Annotated in this window: 18 protein-coding genes and 1 riboswitch; of the genes, 9 read left to right on the top strand and 9 right to left on the bottom strand. The window is 65.3% G+C overall.

Annotated elements, in window-relative coordinates; translation table 11 throughout:
- Nucleotides 1-185: 185 nt before the first annotated feature.
- Nucleotides 186-1,049: an alpha/beta fold hydrolase gene (locus tag ABIC09_RS01810; RefSeq protein ID WP_354108212.1), complete on the top strand. Its 864-nt coding sequence runs from the start codon at nucleotides 186-188 to the stop codon at nucleotides 1,047-1,049.
- Nucleotides 1,050-1,157: 108 nt separating this feature from the next.
- On the opposite strand, the gene metW is transcribed toward ABIC09_RS01810, so the two are convergent.
- Together metW and metX are read right to left on the bottom strand one after the other, a co-directional pair.
- Nucleotides 1,158-1,820: a methionine biosynthesis protein MetW gene (gene metW / locus ABIC09_RS01805; RefSeq protein ID WP_148751712.1), complete on the bottom strand. Its 663-nt coding sequence runs from the start codon at nucleotides 1,818-1,820 to the stop codon at nucleotides 1,158-1,160.
- Between the two features lie 29 nt (nucleotides 1,821-1,849).
- Nucleotides 1,850-3,052, bottom strand: a complete 1,203-nt coding sequence (gene metX, locus ABIC09_RS01800) for a homoserine O-acetyltransferase MetX (protein WP_148751711.1) — start codon at nucleotides 3,050-3,052, stop codon at nucleotides 1,850-1,852.
- Nucleotides 3,053-3,145: 93 nt separating this feature from the next.
- Nucleotides 3,146-3,225, bottom strand: a riboswitch (SAM riboswitch).
- Nucleotides 3,226-3,398: 173 nt separating this feature from the next.
- Between metX and ABIC09_RS01795 the strand changes: the two genes are divergently transcribed.
- From ABIC09_RS01795 to ABIC09_RS01785, 3 genes are read left to right on the top strand one after another with little or no spacing between them, the layout of a single operon-like run.
- The gene (locus ABIC09_RS01795) at nucleotides 3,399-4,247 is read left to right on the top strand and encodes a chorismate mutase (protein ID WP_354108211.1); all 849 of its coding nucleotides are present in this window, start codon (nucleotides 3,399-3,401) and stop codon (nucleotides 4,245-4,247) included.
- A 47-nt stretch (nucleotides 4,248-4,294) separates the two neighbouring features.
- The gene (locus ABIC09_RS01790; RefSeq protein ID WP_148751709.1) at nucleotides 4,295-5,392 is read left to right on the top strand and encodes a pyridoxal phosphate-dependent aminotransferase; all 1,098 of its coding nucleotides are present in this window, start codon (nucleotides 4,295-4,297) and stop codon (nucleotides 5,390-5,392) included.
- Nucleotides 5,389-6,324, top strand: coding sequence for a prephenate/arogenate dehydrogenase family protein (locus ABIC09_RS01785; RefSeq protein WP_354108210.1), 936 nt, complete (start codon nucleotides 5,389-5,391; stop codon nucleotides 6,322-6,324). The genes ABIC09_RS01790 and ABIC09_RS01785 overlap by 4 nt, the downstream gene beginning before the upstream one ends.
- A 39-nt stretch (nucleotides 6,325-6,363) precedes the next feature.
- On the opposite strand, the gene ABIC09_RS01780 is transcribed toward ABIC09_RS01785, so the two are convergent.
- Nucleotides 6,364-7,932, bottom strand: a complete 1,569-nt coding sequence (locus ABIC09_RS01780; RefSeq protein ID WP_354108209.1) for a hypothetical protein — start codon at nucleotides 7,930-7,932, stop codon at nucleotides 6,364-6,366.
- 281 nt (nucleotides 7,933-8,213) lie between these two features.
- A complete protein-coding gene (locus ABIC09_RS01775) occupies nucleotides 8,214-9,398 on the bottom strand; it encodes a DUF2125 domain-containing protein (protein WP_354108208.1) in 1,185 nt (394 codons plus the stop codon).
- A gap of 110 nt (nucleotides 9,399-9,508) precedes the next feature.
- On the opposite strand from ABIC09_RS01775, the gene ABIC09_RS01770 reads away from it, so the two are divergent.
- Nucleotides 9,509-10,120: a gamma-glutamylcyclotransferase gene (locus ABIC09_RS01770; RefSeq protein WP_354108207.1), complete on the top strand. Its 612-nt coding sequence runs from the start codon at nucleotides 9,509-9,511 to the stop codon at nucleotides 10,118-10,120.
- Here ABIC09_RS01770 and ABIC09_RS01765 read toward each other — a convergent pair.
- From ABIC09_RS01765 to ftsE, 4 genes are all read right to left on the bottom strand, one after another.
- Nucleotides 10,117-10,890 carry a lysophospholipid acyltransferase family protein gene (locus ABIC09_RS01765; RefSeq protein WP_148751705.1) on the bottom strand — a complete coding sequence of 258 codons (774 nt, stop codon included), beginning with the start codon at nucleotides 10,888-10,890 and terminating at the stop codon, nucleotides 10,117-10,119. The genes ABIC09_RS01770 and ABIC09_RS01765 overlap by 4 nt on opposite strands.
- A gap of 11 nt (nucleotides 10,891-10,901) precedes the next feature.
- Nucleotides 10,902-11,606, bottom strand: a complete 705-nt coding sequence (locus ABIC09_RS01760) for a YdcF family protein (protein WP_354086096.1) — start codon at nucleotides 11,604-11,606, stop codon at nucleotides 10,902-10,904.
- 72 nt (nucleotides 11,607-11,678) lie between these two features.
- Complete coding sequence (locus ABIC09_RS01755; RefSeq protein WP_148751702.1) at nucleotides 11,679-12,647, bottom strand: cell division protein FtsX; 969 nt, start codon at nucleotides 12,645-12,647, stop codon at nucleotides 11,679-11,681.
- On the bottom strand, nucleotides 12,640-13,299 hold the full coding sequence (gene ftsE, locus ABIC09_RS01750) for a cell division ATP-binding protein FtsE (RefSeq protein ID WP_148751700.1): 660 nt from the start codon (nucleotides 13,297-13,299) through the stop codon (nucleotides 12,640-12,642). The genes ABIC09_RS01755 and ftsE overlap by 8 nt, the downstream gene beginning before the upstream one ends.
- Before the next feature lie 201 nt (nucleotides 13,300-13,500).
- Here ftsE and ABIC09_RS01745 point away from each other — a divergent pair, with 201 nt between their 5' ends.
- Nucleotides 13,501-14,379: an MJ0042-type zinc finger domain-containing protein gene (locus ABIC09_RS01745; RefSeq protein ID WP_354108206.1), complete on the top strand. Its 879-nt coding sequence runs from the start codon at nucleotides 13,501-13,503 to the stop codon at nucleotides 14,377-14,379.
- A 49-nt stretch (nucleotides 14,380-14,428) separates the two neighbouring features.
- Nucleotides 14,429-14,803, top strand: coding sequence for a response regulator (locus ABIC09_RS01740; protein WP_148751696.1), 375 nt, complete (start codon nucleotides 14,429-14,431; stop codon nucleotides 14,801-14,803).
- A 151-nt stretch (nucleotides 14,804-14,954) separates the two neighbouring features.
- On the opposite strand, the gene ABIC09_RS01735 is transcribed toward ABIC09_RS01740, so the two are convergent.
- Nucleotides 14,955-17,585 (bottom strand): TIGR02302 family protein, encoded by a 2,631-nt coding sequence (locus ABIC09_RS01735; protein WP_354108205.1) that lies wholly within the window; start codon nucleotides 17,583-17,585, stop codon nucleotides 14,955-14,957.
- 167 nt (nucleotides 17,586-17,752) lie between these two features.
- Here ABIC09_RS01735 and ABIC09_RS01730 point away from each other — a divergent pair, with 167 nt between their 5' ends.
- Both ABIC09_RS01730 and ABIC09_RS01725 read left to right on the top strand, forming a co-directional pair.
- Nucleotides 17,753-18,136: a carboxymuconolactone decarboxylase family protein gene (locus ABIC09_RS01730; protein ID WP_008567285.1), complete on the top strand. Its 384-nt coding sequence runs from the start codon at nucleotides 17,753-17,755 to the stop codon at nucleotides 18,134-18,136.
- Between the two features lie 135 nt (nucleotides 18,137-18,271).
- Nucleotides 18,272-19,180, top strand: coding sequence for an NAD(P)-dependent oxidoreductase (locus tag ABIC09_RS01725; protein ID WP_148751693.1), 909 nt, complete (start codon nucleotides 18,272-18,274; stop codon nucleotides 19,178-19,180).
- Nucleotides 19,181-19,314 lie beyond the last annotated feature (134 nt).

Here is a 19,314-nt window from a genome sequence, read left to right as displayed (position 1 = left end):
AATCGGCCCCTGCGGTGGCCGACATCCGTCTGGCCGTTAAGCCGCCCGATGTGGCGAGAAAAAGACGCCGCGGCCGCGAATAGCTGCGATGATCTTGCGTCAGTGCTGGCTCGAGGCTGCCTCATTGCGGACAACAGCATTAACTGCGATTCTGAACTCACGACTTGAAGAGAGGGAAACGGTTAATGCCCCATGCCACGACCAGGGACAACGTCCGCATCTATTTTGAAGAATCGGGTCAAGGAACGCCGATACTTTTTCTGCACGAGTTCGCGGCCGACTACACCAATTGGGAGCCGCAGATGCGCTACTTCTCGCGCGGCCACCGCTGCATCACCTATTCCGCGCGCGGCTACACGCCATCCGATGTGCCGGCGGGCGAGGTCTACAGCTACGAACATTTCTACACCGACGCGCTCGCGGTGCTCGATCATCTCAGGATCGAGCGCGCGCATCTCGTCGGTCTTTCGATGGGCGCCTATTCATCGCTCCAGATCGGATTGAACGCGCCGCAGCGCGCACTGTCGATGACGCTTGCCGGCGTCGGCTCCGGCTCGGAGATCGAGAATCTCGACAATTGGCGCAAGCAGTGCCGTGCCAATGCCGAGCAATTCGAGGCGCTCGGCTCCGCCGAGGTCGCAAAAGTCACCCGCGAGGCGCCGAGCCGGATTCCATTCCTGGTGAAGGACCCGCGCGGCCACGCCGATTTCTACGCCGCGCTGGCGCGGCACGATTCCAAGGGTTCGGCCAACACCATGCGCGGCTTCCAGGGCGGCCGTCCCTCGATCTACACCATGACGGATGCGATCAGAGGCGTGGCAACGCCGGCATTGATCATCTGCGGCGACGAGGATGATCCGTGTGTGGGGGCTAGCCTGTTCCTGAAGAAGCATCTGTCGGCAGCGGGGCTCGCGATGTTTCCGAAGTCCGGTCACGTGCTCAATCTCGAAGAGCCCGCGCTGTTCAACGCGAGCGTGGAGCGGTTCGTGACGCTGGTGGAAGCGGGACGGTGGCCGGTGCGCGACCCAAGGTCGGCGGCGGCGCATTAGGGCGAAGGCGTTGGCTCGCACTCCGTCATTGCGAGCGCAGCGAAGCAATCCAGAATCTTTCCGCGGTGGGATTCTGGATTGCTTCGCTCCGCTCGCAATGACGATAAATTACTTCCCCTGCCCGCGGCTCAGCAAAAACACGCCCTGCTCGCCGAACAGATTCCAGACCCACCATGGCAATCGCAGCCGCAGCGGACGGCCGTAGAGGTCGAGCGCTTCGGCACGCTCCATCTTGACGCCGATGGTGTCGCAGAGCTCGACGAAATCCTTGATGGTGCAGAAATGGATGTTGGCGGTGTCGTACCAGCTCGCCGGCAGATTCTCCGTGCGCGGCATGTGGCCGCCGACCAGGAGCTGCAGGCGCATCCGCCAGAAGCCGAAATTGGGGAACGACACGATGGCGCGGCGGCCGATGCGCAGAAGATTCTCCAGCACGACCTTGGGCTGGCGCGTCGCCTGCAGCGTCTGCGACAGGATCACGTAGTCGAAGGCGTCGTCGGGATAGTTGACGAGGTCGGTGTCGGCGTCGCCCTGCACCACCGCGAGGCCTTTTGCCACGCAGCGGTTGACGCCCGCGCGCGACAGCTCGATGCCGCGGCCGTCGATGCCGCGGGTCTCCAGCAGCTGAAGCAGATCGCCCTCGCCGCAGCCGACATCGAGCACTTTCGAGCCCGGCTTGACCATCTCGGCGACCAGCAGATGGTCGGCGCGAAACGGGCCGGACTGCTCCGCAGCGAGGCCGTTGAGCGGCAGCACTTCCTGTACAGACATCGCTAGCCGTCCTTGTCAGTCATTCCTGGTCAGTCATTCTTGCCGGTGAGCCCGCGCGCCTTGCCTGCCGATTGCAGGAAGGCGCGTGAGATGTCGAAGAATTCAGGCACGTCGAGCAGGAAGGCGTCGTGGCCGCGATCGGTCTCTATCTCGGCGAACGACACCCGCGCACTCGACGCATTCAGCGCATGCACCAGCGCACGCGATTCCGAGGTCGGGAACAGCCAGTCGCTGGTGAAGGAGACCACGCAGAAGCGCGTCTCGATTCCGGCGAACGCCTTTGCCAGCACGCCGCCGTGATCGCCGGCAATGTCGAAATAATCCATCGCGCGCGTGAGATAGAGATAGGAGTTGGCATCGAAGCGCTCGACAAAGGACGACCCCTGGTAGCGCAGATAGGACTCGACCTGGAAATCGGCATCGAACGAGAAGGTCGGCAGCTCGCGGTCCTGCATGCGGCGGCCAAACTTGCGATGCAGCGCGGCGTCCGAGAGATAGGTGATGTGTGCAGCCATGCGCGCGACCGCGAGGCCGCGATGCGGATGGATGCCCTGATCGGCGTAGGCGCCATTGTGCCAATCGGGATCGGCCATCACGGCCTGACGACCGAGCTCGTGGAAGGCGATGTTCTGTGCCGAGTGCCGCGTCGAACAGGCAATCGCCAGCGCCGAGTAGACGCGCTTGGGATAGGCCGCAGTCCATTGCAGCACCTGCATGCCACCCATCGAGCCGCCGACGACCGCGAACAGCGTGTCGATGCCGAGCCGGTCGATCAGCATCGCCTGCGCCCGCACCATGTCGGGGATGGTGATGACGGGGAAATCCAGGCCCCACACCTTGCCGGTGGCGGGATTGATCGAGGCGGGCCCGGTCGAGCCCATGCAGCCGCCGATCACGTTGGAGCAGATGATGAAGTAGCGGCTGGGATCGAGCGGACGGCCGGGGCCGACCAGCGTCTCCCACCAGCCGGACTTGCCGGTGACGGGGTGCACATTGGCGACGTGCTGATCGCCGGTCAGCGCATGGCAGATCAGCACGGCGTTGGACCGATCGGCGTTGAGCTCGCCATAGGTCTTGTAGGCGATCTGGAACGGGGTGAGATCGATGCCGCAATCGAGCCGCAGCGGCTGGTCGGCGCCGAACTGCGCGACCTCCGAACTCGGATGATCGACCTCATGCGACCGATCGTCGGCACTGATCGCGGGACTGGGGACAGACTTGACGCCAACCATCTCTGACCATCGACCTCGTTTGCGATCGGACTTCAGATCGCGACTGACATCAGGCCATGAAAAACCCGGCCTGAACGATAGGTTCGGCCGGGATCGGAAGTGTCCCCGGCCTGTTTAGCGAGTTTTTTAACGTGGCTGCAAGCCGGCCGGCTCAAATGACCACGGAACAGGCAAAAACCTACCGGCTTGGGCGCTTTTCGTCAAGTCGCGGTTCGGATGAGCCAAATTCGCTCCCGTGCTGCCAGCCGACGCGGGCCTGACTTCTCTTCGCATTTCTCTTTGCTTTCGCCGCCCATCCTGCCTAATCAGAACCTCGACCACAGCCTCTCAACAGCACGTCGCAGATATGTCCCAACGTCCGCCCGCGCCACCATCACTTCAGGAATTGCGCAAGGAGATCGACGCAATCGACGAGGGCATGCATCGCCTGCTGATGCAGCGCGGCGACATCATCGACCGCCTGATCCAGGTGAAGCAGACCCAGGAGGTCGGCTCGGCGTTCCGCCCGGCGCGCGAAGCCTCCATGATGCGTGACATCGTGCAACGCCATCGCGGCATCCTGCCGCTCGACACGGTCGAGAGCATCTGGCGCGTCATCATCTCCACTTTCACCTATGTCCAGGCGCCGTTCTCGGTGCATGCCGACGTCTCGGTGAGCGAGCCGGCGATGCGCGATTCCGTGCGCTTCCATTTCGGCTTCACGGTTCCTTACGTCGCGCATTTCAGCGCGCAGGCCGCGGTCGAAGCGGTGGCGAAGTCCAAGGGCGATCTGGCGCTGGTCTCGGCGACCTCGAGCCGCACGCCGTGGTGGCTGGAGCTGGAAGCGGACGGCGCGCCAAAGATCATCGCGCGGCTGCCCTTCGTCGAGCGTGCCGACCATCCGGCCGCGCTGCCCGTTTTCGCGGTCTCTCGCGTCGCCGACAGCGCCGTGGTGACGGAGGTCGAGACCTTCAGCGTGCGGGTATCAGGATGGAACGCCGAGGTGGCACGCGCCCTGTCGCCGCTCGCCGAGATCGTGGCGGTGCCCGATACCGCCTTCGACGGCGCGGCGCTGCTGGTCTCGGTCACGAGCGCCACCAGCATCGACAAGATCAAGGCTGCCCTGATCGAGGCAGGGGCCTCGGTGCGCTCCACGGCCCTCGTCGGCAGCCACGCAACGCGCTATACGGTGCCCCCGACCGGGTCGAAATCGTAAATCGCGAACAGACGTCGCGAGCAGACTTGGCCTATCCGGAGTTGAAGATGTCCCGCCCCGTGCCGAATCCCGGCATTCTCGATATTGCGCCCTACACGCCCGGCAAGAGCCCGGTCGCGGAGCCGGGCCGCAAGGTATTCAAGCTCTCGGCCAACGAGACGCCGTTCGGACCTTCGCCCAAGGCAATCGAGGCCTTCAAGCGCGTCGCGGATCATCTGGAAGACTATCCGGAAGGCACCTCGCGCGTGCTGCGCGAGGCGATCGGCCGCTCTTTCGGGCTCGATCCGAACCGCATCATCTGCGGTGCCGGCTCGGACGAGATCCTCAACCTGCTCGCCCACACCTATCTCAGCCACGGCGACGAGGCGATCTCGACCACGCACGGCTTCCTGGTCTACCCGATCGCGACCATGGCGGTCGGTGCCAGGAATGTGGTCGCGGCGGAGAAGAACCTGACCTGCGACGTCGACGCCATCCTCAAGGCGGTGACGCCGAAGACGAAGCTGGTCTGGCTCGCCAATCCCAACAACCCGACCGGCACCTATATCCCGTTCGACGAGGTCAAGCGCCTGCGCGCCGGCCTGCCGTCGCACGTGCTGCTGGTGCTGGACGCCGCCTATTGCGACTACGTCTCGCGCAACGACTACGAGATGGGGATCGAGCTCGTCGCCACCACAGAGAATACGGTGGTGACGCACACCTTCTCCAAGATCCACGGCCTCGCCGCGCTGCGCATCGGCTGGATGTTCGGCCCCGAGCACATCATCGACGCGGTCAACCGCATCCGCGGTCCGTTCAACGTGTCGACCCCGGCGATGTACGCCGCGGTCGCCGCGATCGAGGACACCGCGCACCAGGCGATGTCGAAGCAGTTCACCGAGACCTGGCGCAACTGGCTGTCCGAGGAGATCACCAAGACCGGGCTCAAGGTGACGCCGGGCGTCGCCAATTTCGTGCTGATCCACTTCCCGACCGACAAGGGCAAGACCTCTGACGACGCCGACGCGTATCTGACCAAGCGGGGCCTGGTGCTGCGCGCGTTGAAAAACTACGGCCTGCCGCATTCGCTGCGCATGACCATCGGCACCGAGGAGGCCAACCGCCTCGTCGCCGAGGCCTTGCGCGACTTCATGGCCGGCAAATGAGCGTGAACCCGCACTTCCAGCGCGTCGCGCTGATCGGCTTCGGCCTGATCGGCGGCTCGATCGCGCGCGCAGCGAAGCTCCAGGGCCTGGCTTCCGAGATCGTCACCACCGCGCGCTCGGAGAAGACCCGCGCGCGAGTGCTCGAGCTCGGCATCGTCGACCAGGTCGTCGCGACCAATGCGGAAGCGGTGAAGGATGCCGATCTCGTCATCCTCTGCATTCCCGTCGGCGCCTGCGGGCCGGTGGCGCAGGAGATTGCTGCGCATCTCAAGCCCGGCGCTGTTATTTCCGACGTCGGCTCGGTCAAGGGCGCGATCGTCAGGGACATGGCGCCGCACCTGCCGAAGGATGTTCATTTCGTGCCGGCGCATCCGGTCGCTGGTACCGAGCATTCGGGACCGGATTCCGGCTTCGCCGAGCTCTTCATTAACCGCTGGTGCATTTTGACGCCGCCGGAAGGCACCGACGCCGCGGCCACCGCGCACTTACGCGCCTTCTGGGCGGCAATGGGTGCCAAGGTCGAGGTGATGACGCCGGATCATCATGATCTCGTGCTCGCGATCACCAGCCATCTGCCGCATCTGATCGCCTACACCATCGTCGGCACCGCTGACGAGCTGCAGCAGGTGACGGAATCGGAGGTCATCAAGTTCTCGGCCGGCGGGTTCCGCGACTTCACCCGCATCGCGGCCTCCGATCCGACGATGTGGCGCGACGTCTTCCTCGCCAACAAGGACGCGGTGCTGGAGATGCTCGGCACCTTCACCGAGGATCTCGCAAAGCTCACCCGCGCGATCCGTCGCGGCGACGGCGAGGCGCTGTTCGATCACTTCACCCGCACCCGCGCCATCCGCCGCGGCATCGTCGAGATCGGCCAGGATTCGGCGGCGCCGGACTTCGGCCGGCCGCATGCGGCACTGAAGAAGCCGTAGCTGAAGTAACCCGGATGGAGCGCAAGCGCGGCTCCCTGCCTAGAACGGATAGTACCGGATCTGCGTCATGACGATGTTGTCGTCGGTCTTGGGCGCGCCGCCGACACCGGCGAAGGCGAACCGCTGCGTGTAGGAATACTGCACGCCCGCTTTCAGCGTGCCGTAGTTGCCCTGGTAGATGGTGTCGTAGATGCCGGCGGTGATCTGCCGGACTTCCCTGGTGTTGCCGTTACAGGTCGCGGCCGGCGTGTTCTCGGTGAAGCAGCCGGTGTTGTTGTAGAGCGGATTGCCGTAACCGAACGGAGTGGTTCCGACATTGGCGAAATTGGCCTTGGCCTTTTCCAGACCGGCGTAGCTGTAGACATCGAGGCTCGGCGTCGCGTGCCAGATCAGGCCGACCGCGGCCGCCGTGATCGTCAGCGGCAGCACCGTGCCGTCCTGCGCCACCGCCGCATCGGGGAACGGCGTCGCCGTGAAGCGGCCGAGCACGCCATGCGCGCCGTAGAGCTGGAGGTCGAGGGTCTTCGGAATCAGCTCGGCGAAGACGTGGCCGCCGAAGCTGCCGGTGTCGTAGCCGTGGTTGGCGCCATTGAAGCGATCGAACAGCTGGCGATAGAGCGCCCAGGCCTCGACATGCAGCTTGTAGGGCCCGAGCCGCGGGTCCCACACCGCCTTGACGGTGACGTCAGGCACCTGGTTCAAGCTGACATTGTTGAGGTTGTTGAAGAAGCTGCCGCCCGGCCCGGTCAGATTGACCTGGAGGTTCGGATTGAGCACACCCTGCGGACCGGCCGCGGGAGTACCGACCGTCGGCGTATTGCCGCCGAAGAAAGCGGTCTGCGGATTCTCGACCGACGCGGCGAGCTTGAACTCGGGCCCGAGATCCTTCCAGACGCGCAGACCTGGCTGGCGTGCCGCCAGAAATCCCGGAACGGATTCGAAGTCGATCACGCCTGGCGCGTCGACGCCGCGAGGATCGATGCCCGTCTTGGTCGGCGCGTTCAGCGACCAGGATTGGCCGGCGAGGAAGTGCAGGCCGAGATCGGTCCGGTCGAGCTCGAGACTGAGCTGCCGCATCCGCGGATTGAAGGAGTTGGTGGCAACCGAGCTCGCCGTCTGCGCCGCGCCCTCGAAGTCGATTTCGCCGTAGCCCGCGAGATGCGTATCGGCATCGGCATTGCCTTCGGCCAGCACCGAGAACCGGCTCTGGCGCGCGGAGAACCGCGTCTCCGGGAAGTAGAAATTGTGGCTCTGCTGATAGGGAATGAAATTGTAGACCGAGCCGGTGTCGGAGGCGATGTTGCGGGAACGGTAGATGCCGGTGAGATCGACCCAGCCGCCGAATGTCAGCGTGACGCCCTTGTAGCAGATCTTGCCGCCCGCACATGCCTCGACGGGCAGCGCCTTGTAGATCCCCGGCATCGGCATGGCTTTGGCCTGCACTTCGACCTGACGCGTCTTACGCGCCTCCGAATCCACCTTCTGCTGCAGCTCCTTCAGCTTGGTCTTCAGCGCCTGGATTTCGGTTGTGACATTGTCGTCGGCACGCGCCTGTCCCGAACAGGCAGCGAGTAGTCCCAGCATCAGTCCGCAGTTGATGATCCGCACGTAAGCCTCCCTCCACTTGGGAAGCAGGTGCTATTGGTTGCGCCTCCGGCGCGTGCATGCTTCCCTGGTGTGGAGTGATGCGAATGGGCGAGCTGTTATTCGCAGGCCTGCGCATCTTCTGCATCACGTTTTCCTGACGATCACGTCCGGAATATTTTCGCCGCTCGCCCGATCCGCACGCGCGCGATTGCCGCGACTGTGATGCAGCGTGCATTGGGCCCGACCGGGACCATCACGATTCGGCGAAGCGGCTGTGACGTAGCCAGTGAGAGTGACGACAGCTAGTACAGCGGCGGAATCTGGCCGACCTGGACCGGGCCGAGCAGCACGGCGCCGTCGACGAATTTCAGCGGGAAGCTGCGGGCCTTCTTGCCCTCGAGCGTGCTCTCGGTGCCGATCGAGTTGATGCCGGCGGCCACGCCGGCATTGGCGTTCTGCTTGATGACCTTGCCGAGGCCGGGAACGGCACGGTCGAGCGCGCCAAAGAGATTGTTGAGGTCCTTGGACTTCACGCCGGGCGCGACGCGATCGAGCGTTGCCTGCGGCACGCCCTCTTCCAGAATCTTCTCGATGCCGAGCGCCGGGATGACGCGTTCAAGACCGGCCACGGTCATCTGCAATTCGCCATCCAGTCGGCCATTGGCCGAGAGGCCCAGCGTGCCGGCCGCGACCGCGATCATCTCGCCCTGCTGGATCCGCGACTGCACGATCTCGATGTGACCGCCGGCGGCCTGGATCTCGCGGAAGCGCTGCGGCCAGGGTTTTGGGGTGAGATCAGAGAGCCCGGTGATCTTCGCGCGCGTGTCGGCTTCGAACGGCTCGGCGAGCAAGGGATGAACGCCCTGGATGCTGCCCTGCGCGATCTGGAGCACGGTCTCGATGACAGGATGATCGGCCGGCGATCCGTCCGCGATGCGCCCATGCAGCTCAATCTGCTTGGCGCGCGCGAGCGGCACCTGCACCGAACCATCGAGCCTGACGATGCTGGGATCATCGAACACGATCGAGGCGCGTTCCGGGATGGCCGGCAAGCCGACCACGCTGCTGCGGCCGTTGCTCCAGTTCACCACGAAGGTGTTTTGCGTGACGCCATCGGTCAGCGTTGCCGGCGCGGAAAATTCGGCGATGACGTGCTTGGGATCGTAGACCTGCGCCAGAACCAGAATGTTGTCGAGCTTGGCCGTGAACGGCGTCTTGCTCGCATTCTGCGAGACCAGGGCGACGCTGGCGCCGGAGCACTGGACCTCGAAGCGGAACGGGAAGCCGGCAATCGAGCGCTTGGCGCAATCATAGATGCGGCCGGATTTGGCCTCCTGCGCGCGCCAGGCATCGGCCGCGACCTCGGCCTGCGAGGCCGCATAGAACCAGAAGCCGCTCCAGGCGATGGCGAGGATCAGGAGGAGGACGGGAGCAATGAAGAGCCCCCAACGGGAGCGCCGGCCTGCGGCAATAGTCATATTGGACATGCGGCGACCCTTTGACCCCAGATTTTGTCAAATGTAAGCGAGGCCCGCCCCCGACGAAAGGCGGAGAATTCGCTTCGCTTGGGGGCACGGTTCTGCTAGCCGTGCCCGAAATGTCGGAAATCACCCTCCCCTCCGTCACCAGCGCCAAGGGCGACCTCTGGGTGTTCGGCTACGGCTCGCTGATGTGGCGGCCGGGCTTCGAATTCGAGGAGCGCGTCCCGGCGCGGCTGGTCGGCGAGCACCGTGCGCTCTGCGTCTATTCCTTCGTGCATCGCGGCACGCCGGAGCAGCCGGGCCTGGTGCTGGGCCTCGACCGCGGCGGCGCCTGCCGCGGCATCGCCTTCCGCATCGCTGAAAAGAACCGTGCCGACGTGGTCGCCTATTTGCGGGCGCGCGAGCAGGTGACCTCCGTCTATCGCGAGGTGATGCGCTCGGTGTGGCTGGAGAACGAAGCGCGCGAGCGCGTCTCGGCACTCGCCTATGTCGTCGACCGCGGCCATGTGCAGTACGCCGGCCGGCTGTCGCTCGCCGACCAGCACCGCCATGTGCTGCAGGGTCACGGCCAGTCCGGCGCCAACCGCGACTACGTGACGGCGACCGTGAAGGCGATCGAGGCCGAAGGCTTTCGCGACGCGCAATTGCATCAGCTCGCGGCGATGCTGCATGGCGACGCGCATTCGCTGCACGCGCCCGCTCCCGACGACAACAGAGACAGTCGCTAGCTCTCCGAGGGAGCGTAGCTCGGCGCGCTGCCGATCAATTGCTCCTGCTCGTTGCGGCCCGCTTCGACGATGCGAGCGGTCGCATCCTCGATCGCCGTCTGCACGCGCGCGAGAAACTCACCCTTGGGCAGGCCCGGAGGCAACGGATCGAGGAACTCCACCACCAGCGTGCCGGGATAGCGCATGAAGGTGCGGCGCGGCCAGAACAGGCCGGAATTGAGCGCGATCGGCAGGCACTGCACGCCACAGGACGAGTAGATCTGTGCAAAGCCGGTCTTGTAGTCCGGCGGTGCTCCCGGCGCACGGCGCGTGCCTTCCGGAAAGATGACGAGCTGGCCGCCTGCACGCACCGTCTCGCGCGCGCGACGTGTCATGTCCAGCAGCGCCTTGACGCCGGCATTGCGGTCGATCGCGATCATCCCGGTCTTGACCAGGAACTGGCCGAACACCGGAATCTGCATGAGCTGGCGCTTGAGGATGAAGATCGGGCGATTGAAGAAACCCAGCAACACGAAGGTCTCCCAGAACGACTGGTGCTTCGCCACGATCACCAGCGGTCCCTGCGGGATCTTCTCGACGCCGCGGAATTCCACCCTGATGTTGCAGACCACGCGCATCAGGACCAGTGTCGCCTTCGCCCACCATCTCGCGACCGTCAGCATGGCACGCGGCGGCAAGGCGAAGGTCGGCAGCGCCACGATCGCGAGGCACACCAGCACCGCGTAGAACAGCACGTTGAACAGCAGCGAGCGCAAGAAAATCAGGAACATCAAGAATCCGATCAATTGGCCTGTGCGGTGGCGGGCCGCCTGGATTGCAGGCCCGCAGGCTGCTCCGACAGTTCGGGGGAAAGGTCAATCCCGAAATCTTCCAGCCGCACCCTGAGCTCGGCGGCGACGTACTTGACATATTCGGACAACAGCAGCCGCAGCGTCGAGGCCGAGGTCCACCACGGCTCCTCGCGCCATTTGTCGCCGACCACGGCGAACGGAACCAGCGTGGTCCCCGGCATGGCATGCGAGAATTCCACCAGCGCGCGCGGCATGTGATAGTTCGAGGTGACCACGATCAGCGATTTGAAGCCGCGCCCCTCGGCCCAGCGCCGCGCCTCCGCCGCGTTGCCGCGGGTCGAGAGCGCGGTGCGGTCGAGATCGACGCAGCAGGCCATGAAGGATTGGTTCTCCGGCAGCGTCCGGGAGATGTCGCTCGCGGTCGAGGTCGGATGCACGCCCGAGATCAGGAGCCTTTTGCCGTAGCCGGCCGCCAGCAGCTCCATTGCATCCGAGACCCTCGAGGATCCGCCGGTCAACACCACGATGCCGTCAGCCTTGCGGTCCGGGGCAATCTCGGCGCCGCGCAATTGCGACAGGAACGCGACGAAGCCCGCCGCTGCGCCGACGAAAACGAACGCGATCGTCGACACGACGGTCGCGCGCAGCCAGCCGCGCGGCAGTTTCGGCGATGTGTCGTCGATCGGCGAGGTCATATGATGTCGGTGATCCCTTCCCCGGATTATTTTAAGACGTTTTGAGGCGAAGTGGAGTCCGGTTTGTCGGGCTCAATCCACGTCGTTCAGTGTCGAGAACAGCGTCTGGCGCGAGGCGACCGCTGTGATGGCGCCGATCAGGACGGCCTGCACCGCGAGCACCACATAGCCGGACGGGCGCAGCGAGAAGGTGCCGAGCAGGGCCGCGAACTGGTCGCCGACCGGGGTGCCGGAGAACCAGCCCGCGATCGACTCGGAGAAGCCGAACAGCAGCATGGCGACGCCGCCGCCGATGACGCCGCCTTCAAGGCCGAGCCGGAGGAAATGCCGCAGGAAGTGATTGGCGATGTAGCGGTCGCCGGCGCCGACGAAATGCAGAACCTCGACGATCGGGCGGTTCGCCGCCATCGCGCCGCGGGTCGCGAACGAGACCGAGATGATGGTTGCGACGATGACGAGCGCGAGGATGCCGATGCCGGCGAGCACGGTGGCATTGGTCATCGAGCGCATCCGTTCGATCCAGGCGCGGTGATCGTCGACGCTGGCGCTTGGCGCCACTTGCGTCAAGCGGGCGCGCAAGGCGCCGAGATCGAGCGCCGTGCCCGGCTGCACGCGCGCGATGATCATGCGCGGCACCGGCAGATCGTCCATCGACAGCCCGGTGCCGAGCCAGGGCTCGAGTAGCTTGCCGCTCTCCTCCTTGGTGAACGGCTTGACCTCGACGATACCGGCCTGCGCGCGCATCGCCTCGGTGACGGCAGCGGTATCGCGCTCGATGTCGCGTCCGGATTGCGGGCGGACCTGGATGGTGATCTCGCTCGCGACATCGGACTGCCATTCCGCGGCCGAGGCGCTGACCAGCAGCACGGTGCCCGTCGTCATCGAGGCGAGGAAAGTCATGATGGCGACAACGGCGACCAGCGCGCGGCCGTGGATCGAGGCGCGCGGCACGATCGGCGACATGTTGCGCGCCCTGGCCGGCAGCTGCGGACGTTCCTGTCCGAGATCGACCAATACGCCGCGCTCGTCGGTCCTACTCATAGACGTGCAGCCGGCCCTGATGCAGCACGAAGCGGCGCGCTTCGTACTGGTCCATCAGCGCGATGTCGTGGGTTGCGATAATGACGGCGGTACCGGATTTGTTGAGCTCGATGAACAGCCGCAGCAGTCGCCGCCCGAGCGTCGGATCGACGCTGCCGGTCGGCTCGTCCGCAAGCAACAGCTGCGGCCGCGAGATCACCGCGCGCGCGATTGCCGCGCGCTGCTTCTCACCGCCGGACAGGATCGGCGGCAGCGCATCCATGCGCTCGCCGAGCCCGACCCAGCGCAGCAGGTCGATGACTTCCTTGCGATAGCTCGATTCGCTGCGGCCCATGACGCGGAACGGCAGCGCCACGTTCTCGTAGGTCGTCATGTGGTCGAGCAGGCGAAAATCCTGGAGCACGATGCCGATGCGCTTGCGCAGATCCGCGATCTCGTCCTTGCCAAGCCGGGAGATGTCGTGGCCGAACAGATTGACGAGGCCACGGGTCGGCCGATGCGACAGGAACAACAAGCGCAACAATGACGTCTTGCCGGCGCCGGACGGGCCGGTGAGGAACTGGAAGGAATGCGCCGGGATCTGGAAACTGAGGTCGCGCAGGACCTCCGGCCCCAGACCGTAGCGCAATCCGACATTTTCGAACCGAACCAAGCTCAGCTCCGTTCGAGAGGGGACGCAGGTCGCACGCCAGCAAGGTTTCGCCGCATGCAATCAAGGGGTTGTGCGACCGTTATGGTTTCCGGTTCGTTAACGGTCGCCCTGTAGCATCCGAGGCGGCATCTTAGAACTATCCTTCCTTAGAAGTCCCTTGGCGCCCGGCTCCGCGCGACAAGGTCATCGTCGAGGCCGTCCATGCATATTGTCTGCCCCCATTGTACGACATCCTACGCGATCAAGCTTGCGAGCCTTGGGGCCAATGGGCGGACAGTCCGCTGCTCCCGCTGCAAGGAGACGTGGATGGCGCATCCCGCGGATGCCGTCGGGGAGGCCGCCGTGCCGGCCTTGGCCGAAGCCAGCCAGACTGACGACCAGTCCGACCTCGCCGAGCAGTGGAACTCCTACGCCAAGGACGATTCAACCGCCGAAACCCCGATGGTCGAAAGCCCCTCGATCGCCAGCGACTGGCCGACAGAGGACGCCGCCGAGTCCGAGGACGAGTGGTCGGCGGCGGCCCGCGCCGCCGAGGAGGAAGTCGTCGGCGCGCAGCACCAGTCCTGGTTCAGCGGCCTTTTCAGCCGCCGCGGGGCAAAGGTGAGCCGCCCGGCCCCGGCCGTGGCCCGGCGAAAATCCCATTTCGGCCTGCCGACCGCCTGCGCCGCCATGGGCGCGCTGGTGCTGGCGCTGGTGATCTGGCGCGGCGACATGGTCCGCCTGCTGCCGCAGACCGCGGCCTTCTACAAGATGGTCGGCTTTGAGGTGAACCTGCGCGGCCTCGCCTTCAAGGACGTCAAGCTCTCGACCGAGACCGTGGACGGTAAGCAGGTGCTGGTGATCGAGGGCGCAATCGTGGGCCAGGGCAAGAGGCCGCTCGATATTCCGCGCCTGCGCTTTGCCGTGCGCGACGCGCAAGGCGCCGAGATCTACGCCTGGAATTCGGTGCTGGAGCAGACCGTGCTGCAACCGGGCGAGCGCGCCTTCTTCCGCTCGCGCCTGGCCTCGCCGCCGCCGGAAGGCCGCAATATCGACGTTCGCTTCTTCAACCGGCGCGACATTGCCGGCGGCAGCGTGTAATCAGGCGCCGTCGCGTGCCGCACGGGAGGTTGGTCCAAAGGTTGGTGTCATGCCAAGAGTGTTGATCGCCGATGACGAGGATTCGATGCGCCAGCTGGTGGCGCGCGCTATCGCCATGGACGGCCACGAGACCGTCACCGCACAGGACGGCGCCGAGGCGCTGGAGATCCTGACCCGCGAGGACGGCGCGTTCGATCTGTTGCTCACCGACATCCAGATGCCCGTCATGGACGGCATCGCACTCGCACTCTCCGCTGCGCGTGACTTTCCCCAACTGACCATTTTGCTGATGACCGGCTTTGCCGATCAGCGCGAGCGTGCCTCGAACCTCAATGCGCTGGTGCATGACGTGGTCACAAAACCATTCTCGGTCGCGGATATCCGCACGGCGGTGGCGGATGCGCTGGCGGCGAAGAAGGGGTAGCGGGCGGGGGCGGCCACATACTCCACTGTCATGCCCCGCGAAGGCGGGGCATCCAGTACTCCGCGGCCTCTCGATTCAATCACCGTCGTCTCTGGAATACTGGATCGCCCGCCTTCGCGGGCGATGACAGTGAGCTTGTGGCGCCCCCGTCTCAGAAATCCTTCAGCAGCCGCTCGAGATAGTCGAGCTCGATCTGCGGACGCGCGGGGTCGCCGAGGCGGCGGCGGAGCTCCTCGAGGATGCGGCGAACGCGCTGGACGTCGATCTCGCCGGGGATCTTGACCGTGTAGTCGTCGCCGAACTCGCGGCCGTGCAGCGGACGGCCGAGCGGGTCGGTCTGGTTGCCGCCGCTCTGCTGGCGCCCGGTGCGATTGCCGGGACCGTCGCCCTGGCCGTCGCCGTCGCCCTGCTGCATCGCCTCGGCCATCTTCTGCGCACCCTTGCGCATCGCATCCAGTGCCTTGCCTTGGGAATCCACCGCGCCGTCAGCATTGCCGTCGCCGAGTTTCGAGCCCGCATCGCCCATGGCGTTGTCGGCGGAATCGAGTCCGCCGTCATCATCACCCTGGTCAGCGTCCTGATCGCCATCCTGGCCGGGCTGGCCCTGGTCGCCTTGCTGTCCCTGCTGGCCCTTCTGTCCCTGCTGGCCTTTCTGGCCCTTCTGCGAGAGGCCGCGCTTGGCCATCTCGTCCTGGAGCTTCTTCAAGCGGTCGCGCAGCGACTGCTGGTCCTGCTGCAGGTCCGACATCGACTGGTCGCCCTGTTGCTGCTTGCCGCGCATGCGATCGCGCCGGGAGTCCTGGCCCTGCTTGTAGGTCTTGTCGCGCAATTGCTGCTGCTTGCGGATCATGTCGCCGAGCTCGTTGAGCGCCTGCTCCATGTCGCTCTCGCCGGACTGCCCCGGCTGCGCCATCTGCAGGCCTTCCAGCATCTGCTGGAGCTGATCGAGCAGCTGCTTGGCCGCGTCCTTGTCGCCGGAGCGCGACAGGCGCTCCATGCGGTCGATCATGTTCTGGAGGTCCTGCTGGCGCAGGATCTTGGTGTTGGGATCAAGCGGACGCGCGAGCTGCTGGGCATCCTTGTTGTTGCGGAACTGCTCGGCGAGCTGGCGCATGAAATTGTCGAGCGCCGCCCGCAGATCCTGCGTGAGCTTCTTGATCTCCTCGTCGCTGGCGCCGCGCTCCAGCGCCTGCTTCAGCGCGTCCTGCGCCGCGCGCAACGCCTTCTCGACGTCGGAGATGTTGCCGTCCTCGATCGTCACCGCGAGCGCCCACAGGCTCGCCACCACCTCGCGCAATGAATCATCCGTGCGCGCGGCCTCGAGCTGGTGCGCGACACTGTACAGGCCGAGATATTGTCCGGCCTCCTGCGTGAACAGCTCGGGCGCGATCATCAGCGCGTCGAGCGCGGTGTAGACGTCGGAATTCTTGTTGGCGTCGAGCGCGAGGATGCGGCGCTGCTCGATCAGCGCGCGTGCGAGTGGCTTGGTGAACAGCCGCTCGGGCAGGCGCATGTTGAACGGCTCGCTCTTCGCCTCGTTACCGGCCTCGTCCTTGGCGGTGAGCGTCAGCGTGACATCGGCGCCGGCATAAGGATCCTCGCTGAGATCCTTCACCGTCTGACCGACGCCGTTACGGGTGCGCGCATTCGGCAGCACCAGCGGAAATTTCGGCGGCTGGAACAGCGGCCGCGCCGCGGTCTTGTTATCAGTCTTGCCATCGCCGTCCTTGCCCGCATCGGCGGAACGCGGAGCGACTTGCGCCTCGGCGCCGGTGACGCCGTAATCGTCCTCGATCTTGTAGACGAGCTGGAGCGCGCCGCGCGCCTGGCGCTCCGGATCCTTGGCCAGCGCAATGGTCGGCGGGCGGTCCGGCGTTGCCGCAAAAGCCCATTGCGGCTGGCCCGAGGGGGCGCGGACATGCGCAGTGCCGTCGCCGGTGATGGTGAAATGCTTCTCGTTGGTGCCCTTGGGCGTGGCCTCAGCCGGCGCGACTTCCTTGAGGCCGCCGGACACCACGACATCCAGGCTGCCGCCGGAGGAGCGCACGATCAGCGTCGAGCCGGCGGGAACACTGAGCGGGCCGGAGGCCGGAAGCGCGGCCGCTTCCTTGTTGGCGGCCGACAGAATCACGGGCGGCTTGCCGGTGTAGAGCGGCGGCGTGACCCAGGCGTCGACACGGACATTGGTCGGCGTCAGCACGCCGTTCCAGTCGAAGGCAGCGCCGAGCCGCAATCCGCGCTCGTCGCCAGCGGCGAAGAAGGTCGCGACCAGCATCACCATGACCAGCGCACGCAGCGCCCAGGGGTCATGGATGGCGAGGTGCGGGTGCGGCAAACCGGCGCGGATGCGCTTGAGCGAGGCCAGCGTGCGCTCGCGCTGTGCCTGCCAGAGCGCCTGCGCAATCGGATCCTGCGAGGTTAGCGTGTCGGTGAGCGTCGTGGCCGGGCGATGACGGATGCCCGAACCGCGGTCGAGCCGGGCGAGCGCCTCCTCGCGGCTCGGCCAGCGAAACCGAATCAGGGGGAACAGGGCGGCAGCCGCAAGGCCTGCGAAAATGACGAGACCGATGGCACGGGTGACCAGGGGCAGTGCCAGCCAGAGGCCGGCCCAGGACACCACCAGGAATAGGCCGACGACGGTGAGAATACGCGCCAGCCCGGGCCAGGCACGTTCCCACGCGATGGCATAAGTGGACCGCTTGAGGGCCTGCGCCAGCTTCAACCGCGACAGAGCGTCGCCATCGCGGATCGGGTCTGACGGCTCGGGGGTGACGCCGTTCAATCAACTCTCCAGGTTACCCGGTGGAGTGAAGCGTACCACAACGGCAGCACTGAGGCATCCGTTCCTGTACGGGACATCCCCCTTTTCCCGCATAACACGAGGACGTGACTGCTCCGGCTCAACCCCGTAGTTTCCGCGCCGCCATCCAAGGAAAACAAGGAAACGTCATGGACAAGAAGATGCACGACAAGGGCCTGGAAGTCCGCAAAGCGGTACTGGGCGAGGCCTATGTCAACAACGCGCTGAAGAACGTCGACGACTTCAACCGTCCGTTCCAGGAGATGCTCAACGAATATTGCTGGGGCACGGTGTGGGGCCGCGAGGAGCTGCCGCGCAAGACCCGCAGCATGCTCAACATCGCGATGATCGCGATCCTCAACCGCCAGCATGAATTCCGTGCGCATCTGAAGGGCGCGCTCACCAACGGCGTCACCCGCGACGAGATCCGCGAGATCCTGATGCAGGTCGCGATCTATGGCGGCATGCCGGCGGCGGTCGACAGTTTTCGCATCGCGCGCGAGGTGTTCGCGGAGATTGATGGGAAGGCGTGAGGCCGACAAACAGCATTCAACGTATTGCTCCGTCATTGCGAGCGAAGCGAAGCAATCCAGAAAGCCTCTGCGGCAACAGTCTGGATTGCTTCGTCGCTTCGCTCCTCGCAATGACGACGGGAAGGAAATAACACCATGGATATCGGATTCATCGGCCTTGGAAACATGGGTTTCCCGATGGCGCGGCGGCTGGTCGAGGCAGGACACAAGCTCGTCGTGTTCGACACCCGCAAGGAGGTCGTTGACAAGCTTGTCGCGCGCGGCGCGACCGCTGCGGCATCGCCGAAGGATGTTGCCGACAAGGTCGAGGCTGTGATGGCGAGCCTGCCGTCGCTGCAGGCCTCGCTGGAGGTCGCAACGGGCGCGAACGGCGTGATCGAGGGCAGCCGCGCCAAACGTTTCATTGATCTCTCCACAGTCGGCTCGGCGATGGCGGCGAAGATTCACGGCCTGCTCGCCAAGCGCAACATCGTGCAGATCGACTGCCCGGTGTCCGGCGGCGTCGGCGGCGCCGAGAAGGGCACGCTGGCGGTGATGGTGTCGGGGCCGAAGGCCGAGTTCGAGCTGTTGAAGCCCGCGCTCGACGTGATCGGAAAGGTGTTCTTCATCGGCGAGAAGCCGGGTGCTGCACAGACCATGAAGCTCGCCAACAATTTCCTCTCGGCCACCGCGATCGTGGCGACGTCGGAAGCCGTGGTGATGGGCGTCAAGGCCGGGCTCGATCCCGCCGTGATGATCGACGTCATCAATTCAGGTTCGGGCATGAACACGGCGAGCCGCGACAAGTTTCCGCGCTCGGTGCTGCCGCGGACCTTCGACTTCGGTTTCGCCACGGGGCTGATGGTGAAGGACGTGCGGCTGGCGCTGGAGGAGATGAAGCAGCTCGGCCTGTCGATGGAGGTCGCGGATGCCGTCGGGCGGCTGTGGGAGACGGTGATCAGCGCCGAAGGCGCCGAGTCCGATTTTACCGCAGCGATCAAGCCGATCGAGAAGAAGGCAGGTGTGGTGGTCGGCGGCAAGACCGGCGGATTGGCGGGGAGATAACCGCGCAGCCCGAGTTGTCGAGACGCCCATCGTGCCCTGATCCTCACAACCGAGGCGCGAAGCTGCGGGCTGCTTCGCGAGGCGGCGCTTCATCCTTGAGTTGTATTCGTTGTGGGGTATCCTGCGGGCCCTAC

Origin of the sequence: Bradyrhizobium sp. S3.12.5 (assembly GCF_040548225.1) — a bacterium.
Classification (GTDB): Bacteria; Pseudomonadota; Alphaproteobacteria; order Rhizobiales; family Xanthobacteraceae; genus Bradyrhizobium; species Bradyrhizobium cytisi.
This window is presented reverse-complemented; position numbering and strand designations above follow the sequence as displayed.